The following is a 19,414-nucleotide window of genomic DNA, read 5'->3' on the forward strand; positions in this document are numbered from 1 at the left end:
CTTTCCGCTCCGCGAGGCGGCAGGAAGGCTGGTCGTGACCGAAGACGATGTGCTGGAGATCCTCGACGTGCTCGGGCGGGCGGGTGGCGACGTCTGGATCGGCGGGGGCTGGGGCATCGACGCGCTGCTGGGCAGGCAGACCCGCCCGCACCGCGATCTGGACCTCATGCACCGTCGCGACCAGGAGCAGGCAGTCGTCGAAGCGCTCGCCGCAGCGGGCTTCACCGAGACGCTCGACTGGCGTCCCGTGCGCTTCGTCGTCACCGACGCGAAGGGGCGCGAGATCGACCTGCACCCCCTCGTGTTCGCCCCGGACGGGAGCGCCACGCAGGCCTCGCCGGAACCGGGCAACCCGTTCCGCTACCCGGCGTCCTGCTTCGTCACCGGCACCGTCCTGGGCCGCACCGTGCCCTGCCTGTCCGCCGAGCAGCAGGTCCACTTCCACCAGGGCTACGAGCCGAGCGACCGGGACCGCCACGACATGGCCCGGCTCCGCGAGGCGTTCGGGATCGACACGCACTTCTGACCCGGGGTCGCACCTCCGCCTGGTCTTCCGGTCGGTGTGGCCGTCGACCAGGCGCAGCGAGCCGTGGGGGAAGGTGCACCGCCACGCGGGCCATGACGCGGCCCGCGTGGCGGTGCACCTCGCCGCAGCGGTCGGAGACCGCCTACGTGGTGGTGCAGGAGAGCGACGGCGGCGAGTTCCGGCTGGTCGAGGTGCCGACGAAGCCGAAGGTCGTGCTCGCGCCGGCCGCGACGTCGCCGTTGTAGGACACGTTCCTCGCGGTCACGACCGCGCCCTGGGTGGTCAGTGCCGCGTTCCACGAGGAGCTGACGGCCTGCCCGTCGGCGAACGTCCAGGAGACCGCCCAACCGCGGATGGCCGCCGCGCCGGCGCTGACCGTGACCTCGGCCTGGAAGCCGCCCTGCCACTGGCCGGTGACCCGGTAGGTGGCGGCACAGCCCGTCGGTTGCGGATCGGTGGTCGTCGTCGTGGTTGTGGTGGTTGTGGTGGTCGTCGTGGTGGTGGTCGGGTTGCCGAACGCCGTGCTCATGGCGTTGTAGGCGGGCTTGGGCTGGAGGTTGCCGTCGAACGGCAGCGCCGCGCCCTCACCGGGGAACACGCCGGGGATCCACGAGTGGTTGTCGCTCAACCCCCACGTGGTGATGCCCACGCACCTGGCCACCGCCAAGCAGGTGTCGACGACCTGACCGTAGTCCCGGGCCTGCTGGGCGAGCTTGGCGCTGTCGGACGGGGTCTTCATCCGGATGTCCAGCTCGGTGATCGCCACGTCGACGCCCAGGTCGGCGAAGCGCTGGAGGTTCTGCCGCAGGCTGGACGGCACCTGGCCGACGATCAGGTGCGCCTGGAACCCGACGCCGTCGATCGGCACGCCCTGCTGCTTGAACGCCTTGACCATGTTGTAGACGCCGTCGCTCTTCGCGCCGATGCCGTCGGTGTTGTAGTCGTTGTAGTACAGCTTCGCGCCGGGATCGGCGGCACGGGCGGCGCGGAACGCCTCCGCGATGAAGCCGTCGCCGAGCTTCTGCTGCCAGAACGACTGCCGCCGCGTGCCGTTCTCCGCGAACGCCTCGTTGACCACGTCCCAGGCGAACACCTTGCCCTTGTAGTGGCCCATGACGGTGTTGATGTGGTTCACCATCGCCGAGCGGAGGTCGCCCGCCGAGAGGTTCTGCGCCCACGCCGGGGTCTGGCTGTGCCAGACCAGCGTGTGCCCGCGGACCTTCTGGTTCGCCGCCACCGCACCGGCGACGACCTGGTCGCCGCGGGTGAACGTGAAGCTGCCCCGACTCGGTTCGGTGGCGTCCCACTTCATCTCGTTGCCGGGCGTCACCACACCCGCCTCCCGCGCGCTCAACGCGCGGTAGGCCGAGTCGTTGAAGTCGCCCGCGGTCATGGCGTTGCCGAAGTACCGCCCCTTGGCCGCCGCGAGGTCGCGCAGGGGCGAGGCGGCCGACGCCGCCGGTGACAGGACGAGGGTCAGCGCGGCGGTGGACGCCAGTGCCACCGCCACCGCCCCGAGCCTCTTCGTCGTGCTGGTCACGAGCCCTCCTGATCGGTGTGACGGTCCATCACGCCGGGTAGCAGCGGGTGTTGTTGAGCGTGAAGACGCCGGCGGCGGCGCTGTTCCCGGTGTGGGTGGCCTGGAAGCCGATCGACACCGACCCGTTCGCCGGGATCTGCGCGTTGTAGTCGACGTTGCGCGCGGTCACCTGCCCGCTGGTGGGGGAGTAGGAGGCGCTCCAGCCGCCGGTGATGACCTGCCCGCTGGGGAGGGTGAACGCCAACTGCCAGCCGTTCAACGCGGAGCTGGTGTTGTTCGTGATGGTGAGCGTCTCGGTCAGGCCGCTGTCCCAGGCGTTGACCACCGCGGTGACCTTGCACGCGTCGGTCGGGCCCGGGATGGTGGTCGTCGTGACCGGCGTCGTCGTGGTGGTGCTCGTCGTCGTGGTGGTGGTCGTGGTGCTGGTCGTTGTTGTCGTTGTTGTCGTCGTCGTGGACGGGCGGTCCAGGCCGAGGAAGCCGATGGAGTACGCGAGCATCCCGTTCTGCGGGAGGGTGTGGCCGGTGCCCTGGATGCTGATGCCCTCGACGGCGTTGCCGTAGCGGGTGCGGGTCCAGCTCGACTGCGGGTAGTCGGTGGCCGACGGCGTCCGGCTCAGCCCGTGGAGGTTGGTCCACTGGTCCAGCTCCTCGCCGAAGTTCGGGTAGGCGAGCGTGGTGTCGGTGGAGCCGTGCCAGAACTGCATCCGCGGGTACGGTCCGGTGTAGCCGGGGAACATGGCCCGTGCCTGGTCGCCCCACTGCTGCGGGGACTTCAGGAGGTTCCCGCCCGAGCACTGGCTGTTCCACAGCGACCCGTTGGTCGTCGCGAAGCACCCCGCCGGGACACCCGAGTACGCCGCGCCCGCGCTGAACACGTCCGGGTACTGGGCGGCCAGCACGTTGGTCATCATCGCGCCGGAGGAGAAGCCCGCCACGACGATCCGGGCCGGGTCGACGTTGTAGCGCTGCCGCGCGTGGGACACCATCGCCATGATGCCCGTGGAGTCGCCGCCTCCGTTGCGGCGCAACGCGTTCGCGGTGGACACGTCGAAGCAGCGGCCGTCGCGGGTGGCCTCCGGGTAGACGATCACGTACCCGTAGCGGTCCGCCGCGGTGACGTAGTCGCGGCCGTTGCCGTTGTGCACCGCGCTCGCCGAACCGCCGCAGTAGTGCACCATCAGCAGCAGGGCCGGTCGCGCCGCCAACCGGTCGGGCGCGTAGACGTACATGTTCAGCCCGGTCGGGTTGGCGCCGAAGTCGGTCACCCGGGTCAGCGACGCCGCGCTCGCCGGTTGCGCGACCACCGCGAGCGCGACCGCGGCGATCAGCGACAGCACGGCCGCCACGACGGCGGCGACCCTGGACTTCACGATCCTCATCCCGGATCAGCTCCCCACGCAGGTGGGGTTGAGCCCGGTGCCGCTGCCGGTGCCCTGGAAACCGAACTCGGTGGACTGCCCGGCCGCGACGTTGCCGTTGTAGTCGACGTTGGTCCAGTTCACCGTGCCGGTGTCACCGCTGCGGTTGGCGCTCCAGGCGCCGGTGACGGTCGTGCCCGACGGCAGGGACGTGGTGACCCTCCAGCCGCGCAGGGCGGTGGACCCGGCGGTGACCTTGACGGTGGCCACGAAACCACCGGTCCAGGAGTTCAGCGACACGGACGCGGTGCAACCGGTCGGGATGGGCCCATTGGTCGTGCTGGTGGTGGTCGTGGTGCTCGTCGTGGTGCTTGTCGTCGTGCTCGTCGTGGTCGTCGTGGTCGTCGAGGTGCCGGTGACCGTGGTGCCGCCCGCGTTGAGGGCGTTGAGGACGGAGGTGTAGGCGGCCTTCTTGTTGCCGCTGCTGTCGAAGAGCAGGGGGTTCTGGCCGGTGCGCCAGGAGTCGCTGTCGCGGATGCCCCAGACGGTGATGCCGGTGCAGCGGGCGACGGCGAGGCAGGCGCGGGTGACGGCGGCGTAGGCGTTGGCCTGGTTGGAGCCGGAGATGTCCAGTTCGGTGATCTGGACGTCGACGCCGAGGTCGGCGAAGCGCTGGAGGTTGGCCTGGTAGTCCGACGGGGCGGAGTTGGTCAGGTGGGACTGGAAGCCGACGCAGTCGATGGGGACGCCGCGGGCTTTGAAGTCGCGCACCATGTTGTAGATGCCGGTGCTCTTGGCGTTGACGCCGTCGGTGTTGTAGTCGTTGTAGCAGAGCTTCGCGGCGGGGTCGGCGGCGCGGGCGGCGCGGAAGGCGGCTTCGATCCAGTCGTTGCCGGTGCGCTGCAGGTTGGAGTCACGACGCCCGCCGGAGCTGCCGTCGGCGAAGGCTTCGTTGACGACGTCCCAGGCGTAGATCTTGCCGCGGTAGTGGGTGGCGACCTGGGTGACGTGGTTCATCATGGCGTTGCGCAGGTCCGAGCCGCCGAGGTTCTGCGCCCAGCCGGGTTGCTGCTGGTACCACAGCAGGGCGTGGCCGCGGACCCGCTTGCCGTTGTTCAGGGCGTGGTTGAGGATGCGGTCGCCGTTGGTGTAGTTGAACTGGCCGCGGTTGGGCTCGGTGGCGTCCCACTTCATCTCGTTCTCGGCCGTGACCATGTTGAACTCGCGGTTCAGGATGTTCACGTAGGTCGAGTCGTTCAGCTTGCCCGCCGCCACGGCGGTGCCGTAGTACCGGCCCGTCTGCTCGGCGGCGGCCCCCAACGTGGTGGCCGCGCTCGCCGAGGAGGCCATGATCAACGTCGCGCCGAGCGAGGCCGCCACGGCTGTCACCACGAGCGCGGCTCGGGGCGCTGACTTCGCTGTCAGGTTCATGCTCCACCCTTTCGGGAGGTCACCCGGAGTGCCCGGGTGGTGGGCAGGACGATCGGACGACACCCGGTGCGGTCGGGCCGGAGCGGGCCTTCGCGTGGCGCACCCCGCGGCGGTGGAACGGGGTGGAGCCCCGGTCGGAAGGTGCCGAGCAGGAGTCTGGCAGCCGAATGTTCACGCTCACAAGAGAAGGTCGCGGAATTCCCGGCGATATTGCGCTGTTCGGCGTAATGAAATCAGGGAGCGCTCCCAATTGCCTACTGAGACGCGTTCTGGGCGTTTAGTTGCATTCGTTCCGGGAGTTGATGTTGCTGAAGTTAACGCTAACATTTTTAGCAATGCAGGTCGATCTGCTGCCGGCGCGTGGGGTCCGGGTACGCCGAACGGCCGTCACCGGTGCGCGTCGGACCACGCGCGCCGATGACGGCCGTCATCCCTAGTGCGGGAAGGTCAGAAGTTCTTCTTCGCCACCACCCGCGGAGCTTTCGCGGTCGGCCTGATGCCGTCGGTCGGCCGGCTGCCGGTGTCGAACCCGGTGTGCCCGGCCTGCGGGTGCCGCGCCGGCACGGCCGGGACGGTGGCCAGGTCGTGGTTGGCCTGGTTGTTGGCGCAGGCGATGTCGGAGGAGCCGCCGTCCATGAACAGGGCGGGTGTGTGCAGCTTGCCGAGTTCCGAGCGCGGGTGGCCGAAGGAGCCGTCGGTGAAGAACCCGCTGTTCAACGAGACGACGCCGGACACGCGACGGTTCTGAGCGGCGACCATGCCTCCAGGTCGCCGCACGAGTGGCGGACGTCGGGCGGGAGCCGGACGTGGCGTTGAAGCCGGAGGACGCCGTCGCGCCGGTGGCGATGCCGCCGTTCCACGCCGCGTTGGTGGCGGCGACCTGGCGCCCGACTGGGTGTGCGTCCCGTTCCACGACTGCGTGGTCCGCTCGTCACCGCAACCGGCGGCGGCCGACGCGGACTGCGCGCCGATCAAGGCGCCGGTCGTCGCGGCGGGCGCCACGGCGGGTGCGGGAGGGCCAGGTGGTGGCCGGACCCTCCCGTTCCGGTTCAGCCGATGCGGCAGGAGAGGGTGGGCCAGTTCCAGTTGCCGCCGTGTTGGATGGTGAAGCCGAAGGTGTTGCCGTTGCCGTTGGGGCGTGCGGTCATGACGTTGGCGGTGTCCCAGGTGGCGGTGGTGTTCCAGGTGGCGATGATGCGTTGGGGTGAGGTGACGGTGACGGTGACGGTCCAGTTGTCGGTGCCGGTGACGGTGACCTGGCCGTTGAAGCGGTCGCTCCACTTCTGGCCTTCGGTGTAGGTCGCGGTGCAGCCGCCGGGGTTCTGCGGCGTGGTGGTGGTGGTGGGTCCGGTGGGGTCGGTGGAGGTCGTGGTGGTGGTGGGGCCGGTGGTGGCGGCGTTGTTGAGGGCGTTCAGCGTGGAGGTGTAGGCGGCTTTCTTGTTGCCGGAGCCGTCGAAGAGCAGGGGGGTGCCGGAGGCGCGCCAGGAGTCGCTGTCGCGGATGCCCCAGACGGTGATGCCGGTGCAGCGGGTGACGGCGAGGCAGGCTTGGACGACGCCTTGGTATTGCTGGGCCTGGCTGCTGCCGGAGCCTTCGATGTCGAGTTCGGTGATCTGGACGTCGACGCCGAGGGCGGCGAAGTTCTGCAGGGTGGTGTGGTAGTTGGAGGGGACGGGGTTGCCGCTGTTGAAGTGGGCCTGGAAGCCGACGCAGTCGATGGGGACGCCGCGGGACTTGAAGTCCTGGACCATGCGGTAGACGCCCTGGGTCTTGGCGTGTGACCAGTTGTCGGTGTTGTAGTCGTTGTAGCAGAGCTTGGCGTTCGGGTCGGCGGCGCGGGCGGCGCGGAAGGCGGCTTCGATCCAGTCGTTGCCGGTGCGCTGGAGGTTGGAGTCGCGTCGGCCGCCGGAGCTGCCGTCGGCGTAGGCCTCGTTGACGACGTCCCAGGCGTAGATCTTGCCGCGGTAGTAGGTGGCGACCTGGGTGACGTGGTTGAGCATGGCGTTGCGCAGGGAGGTGCCGGACATGTTCTGCATCCAGCCGGGTTGCTGGGAGTCCCAGGCCAGGGCGTGGCCGCGGACTCGTTTGCCCTGGTTGCGGGCGTGGTTGACGATGCGGTCGCCGTTGCTGTAGCTGAACTGGTTCTGGTTGGGTTCGGTGGCGTCCATCTTCATCTCGTTCTCGGCCGTGACCATGTCGAACTCACGGTTGAGGATGCCGACGTAGGTGGAGTCTCCGAGTTTGTTGGCGGCGACGGCGGTGCCGAAGTAGCGGCCGCTCTGCTGGGCGGCGGCGGCGAGGGTGGAGGCGGCGCCGTTGGCGGGGGAGGCGGCCAGCAGGGCGGCGCCCGCGGTCGCGGCGAGCAGGGTCGACACGAGGGCGGCCCGTGCGACTGACTTCGCTGTCAGCGTCATGTTCGGGGCTTTCTGGGGAGCACCCGCGCCACGCGGGTGGAGGAGGACGGATCGGGTTCGAGCGGCGGTCGGTGGTCCGCTCGGTGGGAGTGGCAGGGTCACTCGTAGCCACACACCGTTCGGATCGAAACGTTAAGCAGTATTAACCGAAACTGTTTGACCGATCAAGGCCTGTCCGAGCTGGGTCGCACCCCGAGGTTTACATGCGTGAACAAATCCCGAATCGGTTAAGCGTGATCTTGTGCGGTCATTGAACGGCCAGGTGGGAGGCATTTCCCACTGGGTGTTCCGGGTCGTGGCCGGCAGGGCTCGGACCGGGGTGGGGCGGAGTATGGCTGCGCAAAAATTCGAAACTACTTTCGCAAATTTCGAGGTGATGATCGCTCTGGCGCGGTCGAAGTGGTCGTCGGTGGCGCGGTCGACGGCGGGATCGCCGCCACAGGAGCAGCGCGAAAATTTCTCTCTTCATCGAGAACGTTGACCGGAACACTCCTGGTGGTTCACCATTCAGCCCGAAGGCGCTCTTCTGGGAGCGCTCCCGGTCCGCAACACTGTCGTTCTGGATCGAGAATCTTTCGGCCAGGGTGGCGGCATGGTCCAAGGAGGATCTGTCCGTGCGCACTCATCATCGATTCCGGCGCGAAGCGGCCTTGGCGGCGGCTCTCGCCCTCACCGCGGCCACCCTGGCGCCGGCCACCGCGACGGCGGCGCCCGACGCCGGTCCCGCGGTCAAGGTCAACCAGGTGGCCTACGTGCCCGGCCTGCCGAAGCAGGCCACGGTGGTCAACGGTTCGGGCTCGCCCGCCGCGTGGTCGCTGCGCGACGCGTCCGGGGTGACCGTGGCCTCGGGGCAGACCAGCGTGCGCGGCGCGGACGCGTTGTCGGGCGACAGCGTGCACACCGTCGACTTCTCGTCGTTCGACACGCCCGGCACGGGTTACGTGCTGTCGGTGGCCGGGGCGACCAGCAACCCGTTCGACATCTCGGCAGACCCGCTCAAGCGCCTGCGGTACGACGCCCTGGCGTTCTTCTACCACCAGCGCAGCGGCACGCCGATCCAGGCGGAGTACGTCGGCTCCCAGTACGCGCGGCCCGCGGGCCACCTCGACGTCGCGCCGAACCGGGGCGACAGCGGGGTGCCGTGCCGGGTGTCGTGCGGCTACACGTCCGACGTGCGCGGCGGCTGGTACGACGCGGGCGACCACGGCAAGTACGGCGTGGACACCGGGATCGCCGCCTGGCAGCTGATCAACGAGTACGAGCGCACCCGGTACGTGACCGGCGCGGACGGGGCGGCCCTCGGCGACGGGAAGCTCGCCATCCCGGAGCGCGGCAACGGCGTGCCCGACATCCTCGACGAGGCCCGGTGGGGCGTCGAGTTCCTGATGAAGATGCAGGTGCCGCAAGGGCGGACCGACGCGGGCATGGTGCGGCACAAGGTCAGCGACGAGAACTGGACGGCCCTGCCGCTGCGCCCGGACCAGGACCCCCAGCCGCGCCTGCTGTCGGCCGTCACGACCGCCGCCACGCTCAACCTCGCCGCCGTGGCCGCGCAGGCCGCACGGGTGTGGCGCGACCTCGACGCGGACTTCGCCTCCCGCGCCCTGGCCGCCGCCGAACGGGCCTACGCCGCGGCCAAGGCCAACCCGACGCGCTACGCCGATCCCGACGACGGCAACGGTGGCGGCACGTACGTCGACAACAACGTGACCGACGAGTTCTTCTGGGCCGCCGCCGAGCTGTTCACCACCACCGGCGCCAGTGGCTACCGGGCCGACGTGACCGGGTCGTCCTTCTTCCGGGGCAAGGGCTTCGACCAGGGCGGGTTCGACTGGTGGTGGACCGCGGGCCTGGGTGACACGACGTTGGCGCTGGTGCCCAACGGCCTGTCGGCGTCGGACGTGTCGGCCACCCGCGCCGCGTTCGCCTCCTACGGCGACCGCCTGCTCGGCCAGGCGTCGACCCAGGGCTACCCGGCGCCGGCGAGCGGCTACTACTGGGGTTCCAACGGCGTGGTGGCCAACGCGGCGAACGTGCTGGCGCTGGCGCACGACTTCACCGGCCAGGCCAAGTACCGCGCCGGGGTCTACCAGGCGTTGGACTACCTGTTCGGGCGCAACCCGTTCAACCACTCCTACGTGACCGGCTACGGCGAGCGCGCCACCCGCAACTCCCACCACCGGTTCTGGGCCGACCAGCTGGACTCGTCGCTGCCGAACCCGCCGGCCGGGTTGCTGGCGGGCGGGCCCAACACCGACCTCCAGGACCCGGTCGCGCAGCAGCAGTTGGCGGGCTGCAAGCCCCAGAAGTGCTACCTGGACGACATCAACGCCTGGTCGGTCAACGAGGTGGCGTTGAACTGGAACGCCGCGCTGGCGTGGTTGTCGGCGTGGGCGGCGGAGAAGGCGGGGTCCGGCTCACCCGCGGACACGACCGCCCCCGGCACGCCGGCGGGCCTGACCGCGTCGGCTTCCGGCGGCTCGGTGTCGCTGTCGTGGGGCGCGTCGACCGACGACGTCGGCGTGACCGGCTACGACGTCCTGCGCGCCACCGGCTCGTCCGGCACGTTCACCCGGGTCGCCACGGCGTCCGGCACGTCCTACACGGACAGCGGCCTGGCTCCGGGCGCCTACCGGTACCAGGTGCGGGCGCGGGACGCGGCGGGCAACACCTCCGCGGCGTCGTCGGCGGTCCAGGTGACCGTGCCGGGCGGCGGCGCCGGCTGCACGGTCGTGGCCACGACCCAGAGCCAGTGGGGCACCGGCTACGTCGTGCAACCCGTGCGGGTGACCAACACCGGGACGTCCACGATCACGTGGGCGGTGACGTTCACGCTGCCGGCCGGTGACGCGGTCGTCGGGTCGTGGAACGCGGCGGTGACGACGGGCGGCCAGGCCGTGACCGCGCGGGCCACCCGCTCGCTCGCGCCGGGGGCGACGGCCGAGTTCGGGTTCCAGGCCTCACGCCCCAACGGCAGCACCGCGCTGCCCTCGGGGTACGCCTGCACGGGCTGACCGGCGTCACGGCGGCGGCGCGGTGCTGCCCCGGACGACGAGCTTCGTCGGCAGCTCGACGCGGTCGTTGTCCGGCTCGCCGCCCGCCGCCAGGGTCAGCAGCATCCCGGCGGCCTCCGCGCCCATCCGCCGCAACGGCTGCCGTACCGTGGTCAGCGGCGGGTCGGACCACTGGGTGAACGCCAGGTCGTCGAAGCCGACCACGCTCAGGTCGTGCGGGACGCGCAGCCCCGCCTCCCGCGCGGCGTCGTACACGCCGAGGGCTTGCAGGTCGTTGGCGGCGAAGACGGCGGTGGGCGGGGTGGGCAGCCGCAGCAGCTCGCGCGCCGCGTCACGGCCGCCGTCGTGGTACAGGGGCGCGGTCCGCACGAGCTTGCGGTCCTGCGGCACGCCGGCCGCGTCGAGGGCCGCGCGGTAGCCGTCGAGCCGGGCGCGGCAGCACAGGAACTCCGAGGGGCCGTTGACCATGGCGATGCGGCGGTGGCCGAGCCCGATCAGGTGGCGGGTGGCGACCAGGCCGCCGTTCCAGTTCGTCGCGCCCACCGACGGGATCGAATGGGTCGGCTCACCGGTGGGGTCCAGCGCGACCAGCGGGATGGCCCGGCTGCCCAGCTGCGCCAGCTGGGCCTCGCTGAACTCGGCGGAGACCGCGATGACGCCGACCGGCCGGCGGGCCAGCATCTGCCGCGCCCAGGCGCTCTCCGGGGTGTGGCCGCCCTGCATCTCGGTCAGCGTCACGGCCAGGCCGTCCGGGCGGACCGCCTCCTCCACCCCGCGGATGATCTCCAGCGCCCACAGGCTGTCCAGGGACTGGAAGACCACCTCGACGATCGGGACCGCCTCGGTCTTCTCGTTCTTCTGGAAGCCGTGCTCGCGGATCAGCTCCTCGATGCGCCTGCGCGTCCCGTCGGACACCCCGGGCCGCCCGTGGATCACCTTCGACACGGTCGAGGCGGACACCCCGGCCAGGTCCGCGATCCGGGAAACCCGCACCTCACCGCCCGCGCGCCCATCCACAGCCACGCAGGGCAGCCTACGCGAGACATCCCGGTCCGCCGATCATGCGCCACCACCCCGGCGGACGCGCGGTCGCCGGTGACGAGGCGGGCGGAGACCTCGGCCGCCGCGAGTCCGACCCGCCGGCCGCCCGTTAGACCACAGAGGACGGTCCGCGTCGACGGTCCGGATGACCGCGCTCGCGGGCGCGGGCGATGATGTGGGGCATGAAGTGGACCACGGCGGTGCGGCATGTCGAGGAGTTGGCGGTCAAGTGCGAGGAGCTGGCGGGCGGGCCGAAGTCGTTCACCCCGTTGCGGGTCGTGCAGCTGTGGGCCGCGGGTGACCTGCTCGGCGCGCCGCGCGATCTCGACCGGGTGACCGTCGCGGTGGTGGTCGACCTGCCCGTCGAGGACGTGCCGTGGTTGAGCGAGCCGCACGGCGCCGAGCACTGGGCCAACGCGACCCGGGTGTCGCGCAACCCGATCAGGGCGTTGTGGCGTTCCGCGCACGCGCCGGTCTGGAACCACCACGTCGACCGGCCGGCCCTGGTGTGGGACGCGGCGGACGGGGTGGCGGGGGAGGCGCTCGCGGCGCTCGCCGAAGGGCGCGGCGAGCAGGTGCGGTTGCCCGCTCCCGGCGAGGACGAGTTCCGGGCACGGCTGCGCGCCGAGCTGGCGGTGGCTCTGCGGGCGCTGCGCCACCACACCCGCGCGTACGAGGAGAAGCGGTGGGCGCCCGGCAAGCTCACCGCGGTGTCGGACGCGCTGTGGCGGGCCGGCGAGGGCTACCTCGACCTGCTGGACGCCGTGGACCGCGACCGCCCCGCGTCCCCGCTTCGATGAGCCGATCGTCCCACGAAGAACGACTGGTGCGCGTCTCAAATACCCGCGCATTCGAGGATTGACGACAAAACGGACGCCCGCTCTTGTGGCCGGCGGCGCGCCGCAGCCATACTTCGAACGCCGAAGATCGGCGTCGTCGAATAAGCGTCGAAATGTCCGTCGAAATGCGCGTCGATCGACCCGAGGGATCCTGGGAATGCATCCGGCCACATCCAGAAGGGAAGTCCGCGCATGTCCCCGAAACACCCGACGTGGCGACGGCCGGCCACACCCGGCGCCCTCGGTGTCGTGACGGCGTCGACGATCGTGCCCGCGGCCGGCCCGGGGGCGGGCGCCTCGGCGGCATCCCCCGTCCACGTCTACGTCGCGGGAGACTCGACCGCGTCCACCTACGTGTCCTCGTCGGCGCCCCGGGCCGGTTGGGGTCAGGCGCTGCCGGTGTTCCTGACCCCGGACGCCGTGGTGGTGAACGTGGCCAAGTCGGGCGCCGGCTCCAAGAGCTTCGTCGACCTGGGACGACTCGACCACATCCTGGCCCGGATCAAGCCCGGCGACCGCCTGCTGATCTCCTTCGGGCACAACGACGAGAAGATCGAGGACCCGGCCCGCTACACCGAGCCGTCGACGACCTACAAGTCGTACCTCTCCCAGTACGTCGACAAGAGCCGCGCCAAGGGCGCCGTCCCGGTTCTCGTCACGTCCGCGGAACGCCGCCGCTTCACCGACGCGGGGGTGATCTCCCCGACCCACGGCGCGTACCCGGCGGCGATGCGCGAACTCGCGGCCGCCAAGCGCGTGCCGCTGGTCGACCTCACCGCGTCCAGCACGGCGCTGTGGAACCGCGCGGGCGTCGAGGGCACGAAGGAGCACTTCCTGCACCTCGCGGCCGGGCAGCACCCCGACTACCCCGACGGCGTCCAGGACAACACGCACTTCCAGGCGTTCGGCGCGATCGAGGTCGCCCGCCTGGTCGCCACCTCCCTGCGCGACCAGGGCGTGCTGCCGGCCGCCGCCTTCCGGCAGGTGACCGCCCCCGTGCCCACCGGCGCGATCACCTGGCCCACGACCCCGCCGTACTGAGCACCATCGCCGCCGCCGACGTCCCCGAGCATCGACGAAAGGCTGCACCATGCCCCTGCACGGCACACGCCGGACGGCGGTGGCCCGCACCGCCGCGGCCCTGGCCGTCCTTCCGCTGACCGTCACGCTGGCCACCCCGGCGAACGCCGCCACGGTCACCGTGGCGGCCGACGGCTCCGGCAACTACACCACCATCCAGGCCGCGCTCGCGGCCTCCGCGCCCGGCACCGTCATCAACATCAAGCCGGGCACCTACCGCGGCCAGGTGTCCATCCCGGCGAGCAAGCCCGGCATCACCCTCCAGGGCACGACCGGCACCTCCGGCGACATCGTGATCACCGGCAGCACCCCGGCGTCCACCGCCGGCACCGCGGGCAGCGCGACCGTGCTCAACCTGGCCAAGGACACCACGGTCAAGGGGCTGACCATCGCCAACACCTACGCCGCGCACGACAGCCAGGCGCTGGCCCTGTACGCGGGCGGCGACCGGCAGGTCTACCGCAACGTGCGCCTGCTCGGCTACCAGGACACGTTCCTGTCCTGGGGCGGCACCGGCGCCTCGCAGGTCCGCCAGTACGTCTACAAGAGCTACATCGAGGGCGCCGTCGACTTCATCTACGGCAACGGCGCGCTGGTCATCGACTCCACGACCATCCGCTCGCTGGACCGCGGCAGCACGAACAACGGCTACATCACCGCCGCGGCCACCCACTCCAGCAACCGCTACGGCATCCTGATCACCAGGTCGACGCTGACGGGCCCGTCGGCGGCGCGGACCGTCGCCCTGGGCCGCTGCTGGCACGCCGGCGGCGCGGCCGACGCGATCGGCCAGGTCCTGGTCCGCGACTCGGCGCTGGGCGGGCACATCCGCCAAGCCGGCGCGTGGCAGGACATGAGCGGCTTCTCCTGGAAGACGTGCCGGTTCACCGAGTACAACAACACCGGCGCGGGCGCGAGCACCGGCACCGCCGACCGCCCGCAGATGAGCGGCACGACCGCCGCGGGCTACACCGCGCAGAACTACCTCGCCGGCAGCGACGGCTGGAACCCGGTGCAGTGATCCGCGGGTCGTCCGCCGGGCCTCGCCGGCCGGCCACGACGTTATCGGGTCGTGGCCGGCCGGCGTCGCTCAATGCGCACTCCGGTCGAATGCATTCGACGGTCACCCCATACGAGATGCGACCGTTGACGGCGGCCCGAATTCATCGCAACTATTTCGCCGGGAAAGTCCTCTCGACCCGTCGGCCCGACCGTCGCGTCGACTCCAGGTGAAAGGCACGTACATGACATTGTCGTCATGCGGTGCGGTCGTGCGGTCGGCGGTGGCGCTGGTGGTCGGTGCGGTCGCGGTCCTCGCGCCGGTCGCGCCGTCGGCCCGGGCCGCGGTCGTGGACACGTCGGCCACGTATGTGGTGGTGGCTCGGCACAGCGGGAAGGTGATGCAGGTGCAGTCGGCGGTGGACGGTGGTGCCGTGGTGCAGGCGTCGCGGTCGGATTCGTCGGCTCAGCAGTTCCAGTTCGTGGATTCGGGTGGTGGGTTCTTCCGGTTGAGGTCGCGGTACAGCGGCAGGGTGGTGGACGTCGCGTCGGCGTCGACGGCGAACGGTGCGGACGTGGTGCAGTGGACCGATCGTGATGCGGCGAACCAGCAGTTCGGTGTGGTGGACACCGACGGCGGTTACGTCCGGTTGGTCAACCGCAACAGCGGCAAGGCGTTGGACGTGTGGGAGCGTTCGACGGCCGAGGGCGCGCGGATCTCGCAGTACGACGTGAACTCCGGCGCGAACCAGCAGTGGCAGCTCGTCCGGCTCGGCGTCGTCCCGGGCGACCCTGTCCCGGCCGGCTGCACCGGCACGGGCCCGATCACGTGCCGCTACGACGTCGCCCCCGGGCACTACGACGTGGCGGTGCGGCTGGGCAGTTCCTCCCGCGCGGCCCACACCGGCGTCACCGCCGAGGCCCGCCGCCGGGTGCTCTCCGCCGTGGACACCGGCGTGGGTCAGTTCGCCGACCGGGTGCTCACCGTCAACGTGCGCGAGCCCGAAGGGCAGCCGACGGGTCAGGGTGGCACGGGCACACCGGGGTTGACGCTGGTGTTCGACGGCCGCTCGCCCGCGGTCGTGGCGGTCACCGTCAAGCCGGTCAGGCCGGCGGCGCTGTTCCTGGTCGGTGACTCGACGGTGTGCGACCAACCGGTCGCCCCCTACACGGGCTGGGGCCAGGCGCTGCCCGCCCGGCTGCGCGAGGGCCTGTCGGTGGCGAACTACGCGGACTCGGGGGAGAGCTCCGGTTCGGTGCTGGCCAACGCCGTGCTGTTCCCGGCGGTGCGGTCGCAGACGCGTGCGGGCGACACGGTGATGATCCAGGTGGGCCACAACGACAAGCAGACCTCGGCCGCCGTGTTCCGCGACAACCTCACCCGCATGGTGCGCGACGTGCGCGCGGCGGGCGGCGCCCCGGTGCTGGTCACGCCGCCGGTCCGCCGGTTGTTCGACTCGGCCGGCCGCCTCACCGGCACCGCTCGGCACGTCAACGAGGTCGGGGTGGACCTGCCCGCGGAGGTGAAGGCCGTCGCCCGGGCGCAGGGCGCGCCGCTGATCGACCTGACCGCGTCGTCCGCGGCCCTGGTCGAGCAGCTCGGCGTCACCCCGTCGCAGGGCCTCTTCCTGACCGCGGAGAAGGGCGACAACACCCACTTCTCCGAGTACGGCGCGACCGCCGTGTCGAACCTGGTGCTGGACGAGGCGGTCCGGTTGGGCGTCCTCCGGTCGACGCAGGTCCGTTGACGCCGTGAAACCTGCCCGAGAACGACCTGGAGGATCGATGAGGACATCTTCGCGCAACCGGTGCACGGCGGTCGTGGCGGCCGTCTTCGCCGCGATGGCGGCCGTGGTGGTGCCGGCGCAGGCCGCACCGGCGCCCGCGCCGTGTGCCGCGCCGCAGGCCGCCGGTCCGGGTGCCGCCGTCGCGCCGTTCAAGGTGTGGTTGGCGGGCGACTCGACGATGGCCAACGGCGGCAGCTCGTGCCCGGTGGGGTGGGGTCGCGAGTTCGACCGGCTGTTCAACGACGACGTCACGGTCGTCAACAACGCCGTCGGCGGGCGGAGCATCCAGATCTGGCTGTACGAGTCGAACGTCAAGAGCACCAAGGACTCGGCGGGCGAGTGCGTGGTGAGCCCACGCACCTACGCCTCGCGCTGGGCGGACATGCTGTCGAGCAACGGGATGCAGGCCGGCGACTGGCTGATCGTCCAGTTCGGCATCAACGACGGCGACGCCAACTGCCCGCGCCACGTCGGCACCACGCGCTATCGCGAGCTGTTGGGCACGATGGGGCGTGAGGCGAAGGCGCGCGGGGTGAAGCCGATCTACGTCACGCCGGTGTCGGCGATCCGCTGCTCCGGCTCCACCGCCGTGGCGACCCGCGGGTTCCTGAACGAGACGGTGGCCCAGGCGCAGGCCGACCAGGTGCCGGTGATCGACCTGCACCAGCGCAGCATCGCGCTCTACAACACGCTGCGCCTGTGCCCCAACAACGGCGACTACACGCAGGGCGCGGTCGGCGCGTTCTTCTGCAACGACCACACCCACTTCGAAGCCGCCGGCGCCGCCCGCATCGCGGAGGTCGTCGCCGCGGCGCTGCGCGAGCAGGGCATCGGCCTCGCCTCCTCCCTGCGCTCGACGTCGGCCGCCTACAGCCTGGTCGCCCAGCACAGCGGCAAAGCGGCCGACGTCAACGAGGCCTCCGTCGCCGCCGGGGCCGGGCTCGTCCAGTGGACCGCCAACGGCCGGCCCAACCAGCAGTTCGAGTTCGTCGACACCGGTGACGGCCACGTCCGCGTCAAGGCCCGGCACAGCGGCCTGGTCCTCCAGGTCTCCGGCACCGGCAACGGCGCCGACATCACGCAGCAGCCCGACACCGGCGCCACGAGCCAGCAGTGGCGCGTCGTCGACCACGGCGGCGACGTGATCAGCCTGGTCAACCGGCAGTCCGGCCTGGCCATGGACGTGTGGGAGAAGTCGACCGCCGACGGCGCGCGGATCTCCCAGTACACCTACAGCGGCAGCCCGAACCAGCGCTTCACCCGCGTGCGCGGCTGACCCCCGGCGGCCGGGGACGCGTGGCGCGTTCCCGGCCGCCGGCGGCCGGGGTCAGGCCGGTCGGCCCGCGTGCAGCCGGGTGTAGACGCCTCCGCCGCGCAGCAGCTCGTCGTGCGAGCCGATCTCCGCGATCTCACCGTCCCGCAGGACGACGATGCGGTCGGCGTCGCGGATGGTGGACAGCCGGTGGGCGACGACGAAGGTGGTCCGGCCCCGCACCAGCCTGGCCAACGCCTCCTGGACCAGGGCCTCGGACCGGGTGTCCAGGGCGGAGGTGGCCTCGTCGAGGATCAGCAGGCGGGGGTCGCGCAGCAGGGCCCGGGCGATGACCAGGCGCTGCCGCTGGCCGCCGGACAGGTGGGCGCCCCGGTCGGCGACGGGGGTGTCGAGCCCGTCGGGCAGCCGGTCGACGAACTCCAGGGCGTTCGCGTCGCGCAACGCCGTCCTGATCGCGGTCTCGTCGGCGTCGGGCATGCCGAAGGCGACGTTCTCGCGGACCGTGCCGTCGAACAGGATCGGCTCCTGCGGCACCACCGAGATGAACCGCCGGTAGGTGCGCAGGTCGAGCTCCGCCATGTCGACGCCGTCGAGCAGGATCCGACCGGCCTGGGGGCGGATGAAGCCGATGAGCAGGTTGAGCACCGTGGACTTGCCCGCACCCGACGGGCCCACCAGCGCGATCGTCTCGCCGGGGGCGACGCGGAGGGTGAAGTCGCGCACCGCCGACCGGTCGGTCCCGTCGTAGGTGTGGCCGACGGCCCGGAAGTCCACGGCCCCGTGGACCCCGGTGACCGCGGCCTTGCCCTTGTTGTCCTCCAACGCGGGGGTGCGCAGCACCTCGCTCGCGGAGCGGACGGACTCCAGCCCCTTGGCGATGACCGGGGCCAGGGTCATCAGGGTGGCCAGGGACGTGGTGGAGGTGGTGAGGAAGGCGCTGAGCATGACCACGTCGCCCGCGCCGATGCCCCAGGCGCCGTGGTAGGCGACCAGCGCGGAGGCGGTCAGGAACAGCACGCCGAGGATGTTGAGGAACACCCACGACAGCGAGGCGACCCGGCCGTTGAGCAGGTCCAGCCGCAGCCCCGAGGTCAGGACCTGCCGCAGGGTGTCGTCCATGCGCCGCAGGGCGTGGCGCTCCAGGCCGTGCGCGCGGGTGACCGGGATCAGCTGCGCCATCTCGTTGACGCGGGCCGCCAGGTGCTCCACGTCGTGGCGGAAGACCTCGTTGTGGTCGCGCAGGCTGGTGCGCAGGCGCATCACCACCAGCGCCGCGAGCGGCACGATCACCAGCAGCAGCGGCAGGAAGTGCGGCGCCCGCACGCCGACGATCGTCAAGCCGCCGATCAGCACGGTGATCGCGCTCATCGCGGTGTCGGTGGTCTGCTGCGCCATCTGCTCGACGGTCTCCACGTCGCGGACGACCTTCGCCTGCAGCACGCCCGCGCTGGTCCGGTTGTGGTAGCCGATCGACAGCTCCTGCAACCGGGTGCACAGGGCCGACCGCAGCTCGGTGCCCGCCCGCCGCACGCTCCCGTGCAGGAGGCGGACGTAGAGCAGGTGCAGCGGGTAGTTGACCACGAGGATCAGCATGATCACGCCGGTGGCGACCCACATCCCGTCCAGGGGCAGGTGCAGCACCACGGTGTCGACGATGGTGGCCGTGACCAGGGGGAGCAGCCACACCGGGCTGTGCTTCACGACGAAGACGGCCAGCGCGCCGCCCAGGCGCCGCCGGTGCGGCCGGAACAGGCGGCCGAGCGCGCGCACGGCTCCTTCGCCCGGGTCGCGATGTTCTCGCGGGGTGTCGGACGAGGTCACCGAGGAGTGCTCCTTCATCGGCCGGAACGGGCGCCACCGGCGGCCGGACGACCGCTGGAAAGCGCTTTCCGCGATTCTCTGGAGTGAGGCGGGCACTGTCAAGGTCGGCCGGGGTGATGTCGGTGACGGGCACGGTGACGTCGTCCCCGGCCCCGGGCCGGGTGGACGTGTTCGTTGCGTGACCGCGGCTGCCCGGAGGGCTGATTCCCCCGACTCGTCCGAGTGCACGTCCCGAGCCGCGCACATGCCGGTTCCGCCGCCGGGTAGGACCGAGGTGGCGGAGCACGCC

General features: G+C 71.3%; 14 protein-coding genes and 1 pseudogene. 7 read left to right on the top strand and 8 right to left on the bottom strand.

Translation table 11 applies throughout. The annotated features are described in order from the left end of the window. Window positions 1-34 precede the first annotated feature (34 nt). Window positions 35-526 carry a nucleotidyltransferase domain-containing protein gene (locus IOD16_RS13535; protein ID WP_201440332.1) on the top strand — a complete coding sequence of 164 codons (492 nt, stop codon included), beginning with the start codon at window positions 35-37 and terminating at the stop codon, window positions 524-526. 142 nt (window positions 527-668) lie between these two features. Here IOD16_RS13535 and IOD16_RS13540 read toward each other — a convergent pair whose 3' ends face one another. The 6 genes and pseudogenes from IOD16_RS13540 to IOD16_RS13560 form a co-directional block, all read right to left on the bottom strand. Further along, a complete protein-coding gene (locus IOD16_RS13540; RefSeq protein WP_201440333.1) occupies window positions 669-2,066 on the bottom strand; it encodes an endo-1,4-beta-xylanase in 1,398 nt (465 codons plus the stop codon). 28 nt (window positions 2,067-2,094) lie between these two features. Next, window positions 2,095-3,447, bottom strand: coding sequence for an extracellular catalytic domain type 1 short-chain-length polyhydroxyalkanoate depolymerase (locus IOD16_RS13545; protein ID WP_201440334.1), 1,353 nt, complete (start codon window positions 3,445-3,447; stop codon window positions 2,095-2,097). Between the two features lie 6 nt (window positions 3,448-3,453). Further along, window positions 3,454-4,857: an endo-1,4-beta-xylanase gene (locus tag IOD16_RS13550; protein WP_201440335.1), complete on the bottom strand. Its 1,404-nt coding sequence runs from the start codon at window positions 4,855-4,857 to the stop codon at window positions 3,454-3,456. A 447-nt stretch (window positions 4,858-5,304) separates the two neighbouring features. Then, window positions 5,305-5,592: a hypothetical protein gene (locus tag IOD16_RS40190; protein WP_236594952.1), complete on the bottom strand. Its 288-nt coding sequence runs from the start codon at window positions 5,590-5,592 to the stop codon at window positions 5,305-5,307. A 55-nt stretch (window positions 5,593-5,647) separates the two neighbouring features. Next, window positions 5,648-5,770 (bottom strand): annotated as a pseudogene (locus IOD16_RS41450) (cellulose binding domain-containing protein); the annotation flags it as partial. Between the two features lie 136 nt (window positions 5,771-5,906). Further along, window positions 5,907-7,271 carry an endo-1,4-beta-xylanase gene (locus IOD16_RS13560; RefSeq protein WP_201440337.1) on the bottom strand — a complete coding sequence of 455 codons (1,365 nt, stop codon included), beginning with the start codon at window positions 7,269-7,271 and terminating at the stop codon, window positions 5,907-5,909. A gap of 650 nt (window positions 7,272-7,921) precedes the next feature. On the opposite strand from IOD16_RS13560, the gene IOD16_RS13565 reads away from it, so the two are divergent. Next, window positions 7,922-10,285 carry a glycoside hydrolase family 9 protein gene (locus IOD16_RS13565; RefSeq protein ID WP_236594953.1) on the top strand — a complete coding sequence of 788 codons (2,364 nt, stop codon included), beginning with the start codon at window positions 7,922-7,924 and terminating at the stop codon, window positions 10,283-10,285. A 6-nt stretch (window positions 10,286-10,291) separates the two neighbouring features. Here the strand turns inward: IOD16_RS13565 and IOD16_RS13570 are convergent, their stop codons facing one another. Continuing rightward, window positions 10,292-11,308 carry a LacI family DNA-binding transcriptional regulator gene (locus IOD16_RS13570; protein WP_236594954.1) on the bottom strand — a complete coding sequence of 339 codons (1,017 nt, stop codon included), beginning with the start codon at window positions 11,306-11,308 and terminating at the stop codon, window positions 10,292-10,294. Window positions 11,309-11,508: 200 nt separating this feature from the next. Between IOD16_RS13570 and IOD16_RS13575 the strand changes: the two genes are divergently transcribed. The 5 genes from IOD16_RS13575 (at window position 11,509) to IOD16_RS13595 (ending at window position 17,307) form a co-directional block, all read left to right on the top strand. Next, window positions 11,509-12,126: a DUF7711 family protein gene (locus IOD16_RS13575; protein WP_201440338.1), complete on the top strand. Its 618-nt coding sequence runs from the start codon at window positions 11,509-11,511 to the stop codon at window positions 12,124-12,126. 231 nt (window positions 12,127-12,357) lie between these two features. Beyond that, a complete protein-coding gene (locus IOD16_RS13580; RefSeq protein WP_201440339.1) occupies window positions 12,358-13,206 on the top strand; it encodes a rhamnogalacturonan acetylesterase in 849 nt (282 codons plus the stop codon). Window positions 13,207-13,255: 49 nt separating this feature from the next. Beyond that, entirely contained in the window at window positions 13,256-14,266 is a 1,011-nt protein-coding gene (locus IOD16_RS13585; protein ID WP_201440340.1) for a pectinesterase family protein, read from the top strand. A gap of 223 nt (window positions 14,267-14,489) precedes the next feature. Further along, window positions 14,490-15,992 (top strand): RICIN domain-containing protein, encoded by a 1,503-nt coding sequence (locus IOD16_RS13590; RefSeq protein WP_236594955.1) that lies wholly within the window; start codon window positions 14,490-14,492, stop codon window positions 15,990-15,992. A gap of 37 nt (window positions 15,993-16,029) precedes the next feature. After that, window positions 16,030-17,307: an RICIN domain-containing protein gene (locus IOD16_RS13595; protein WP_201440341.1), complete on the top strand. Its 1,278-nt coding sequence runs from the start codon at window positions 16,030-16,032 to the stop codon at window positions 17,305-17,307. A 51-nt stretch (window positions 17,308-17,358) separates the two neighbouring features. On the opposite strand, the gene IOD16_RS13600 is transcribed toward IOD16_RS13595, so the two are convergent. After that, window positions 17,359-19,074 (bottom strand): ABC transporter ATP-binding protein, encoded by a 1,716-nt coding sequence (locus tag IOD16_RS13600; protein ID WP_236594956.1) that lies wholly within the window; start codon window positions 19,072-19,074, stop codon window positions 17,359-17,361. Between the last annotated feature and the right edge of the window lie 340 nt (window positions 19,075-19,414).

The organism is Saccharothrix sp. 6-C, from assembly GCF_016695385.1.
GTDB classification, from domain to species: domain Bacteria; phylum Actinomycetota; class Actinomycetes; order Mycobacteriales; family Pseudonocardiaceae; genus Actinosynnema; species Actinosynnema texasense.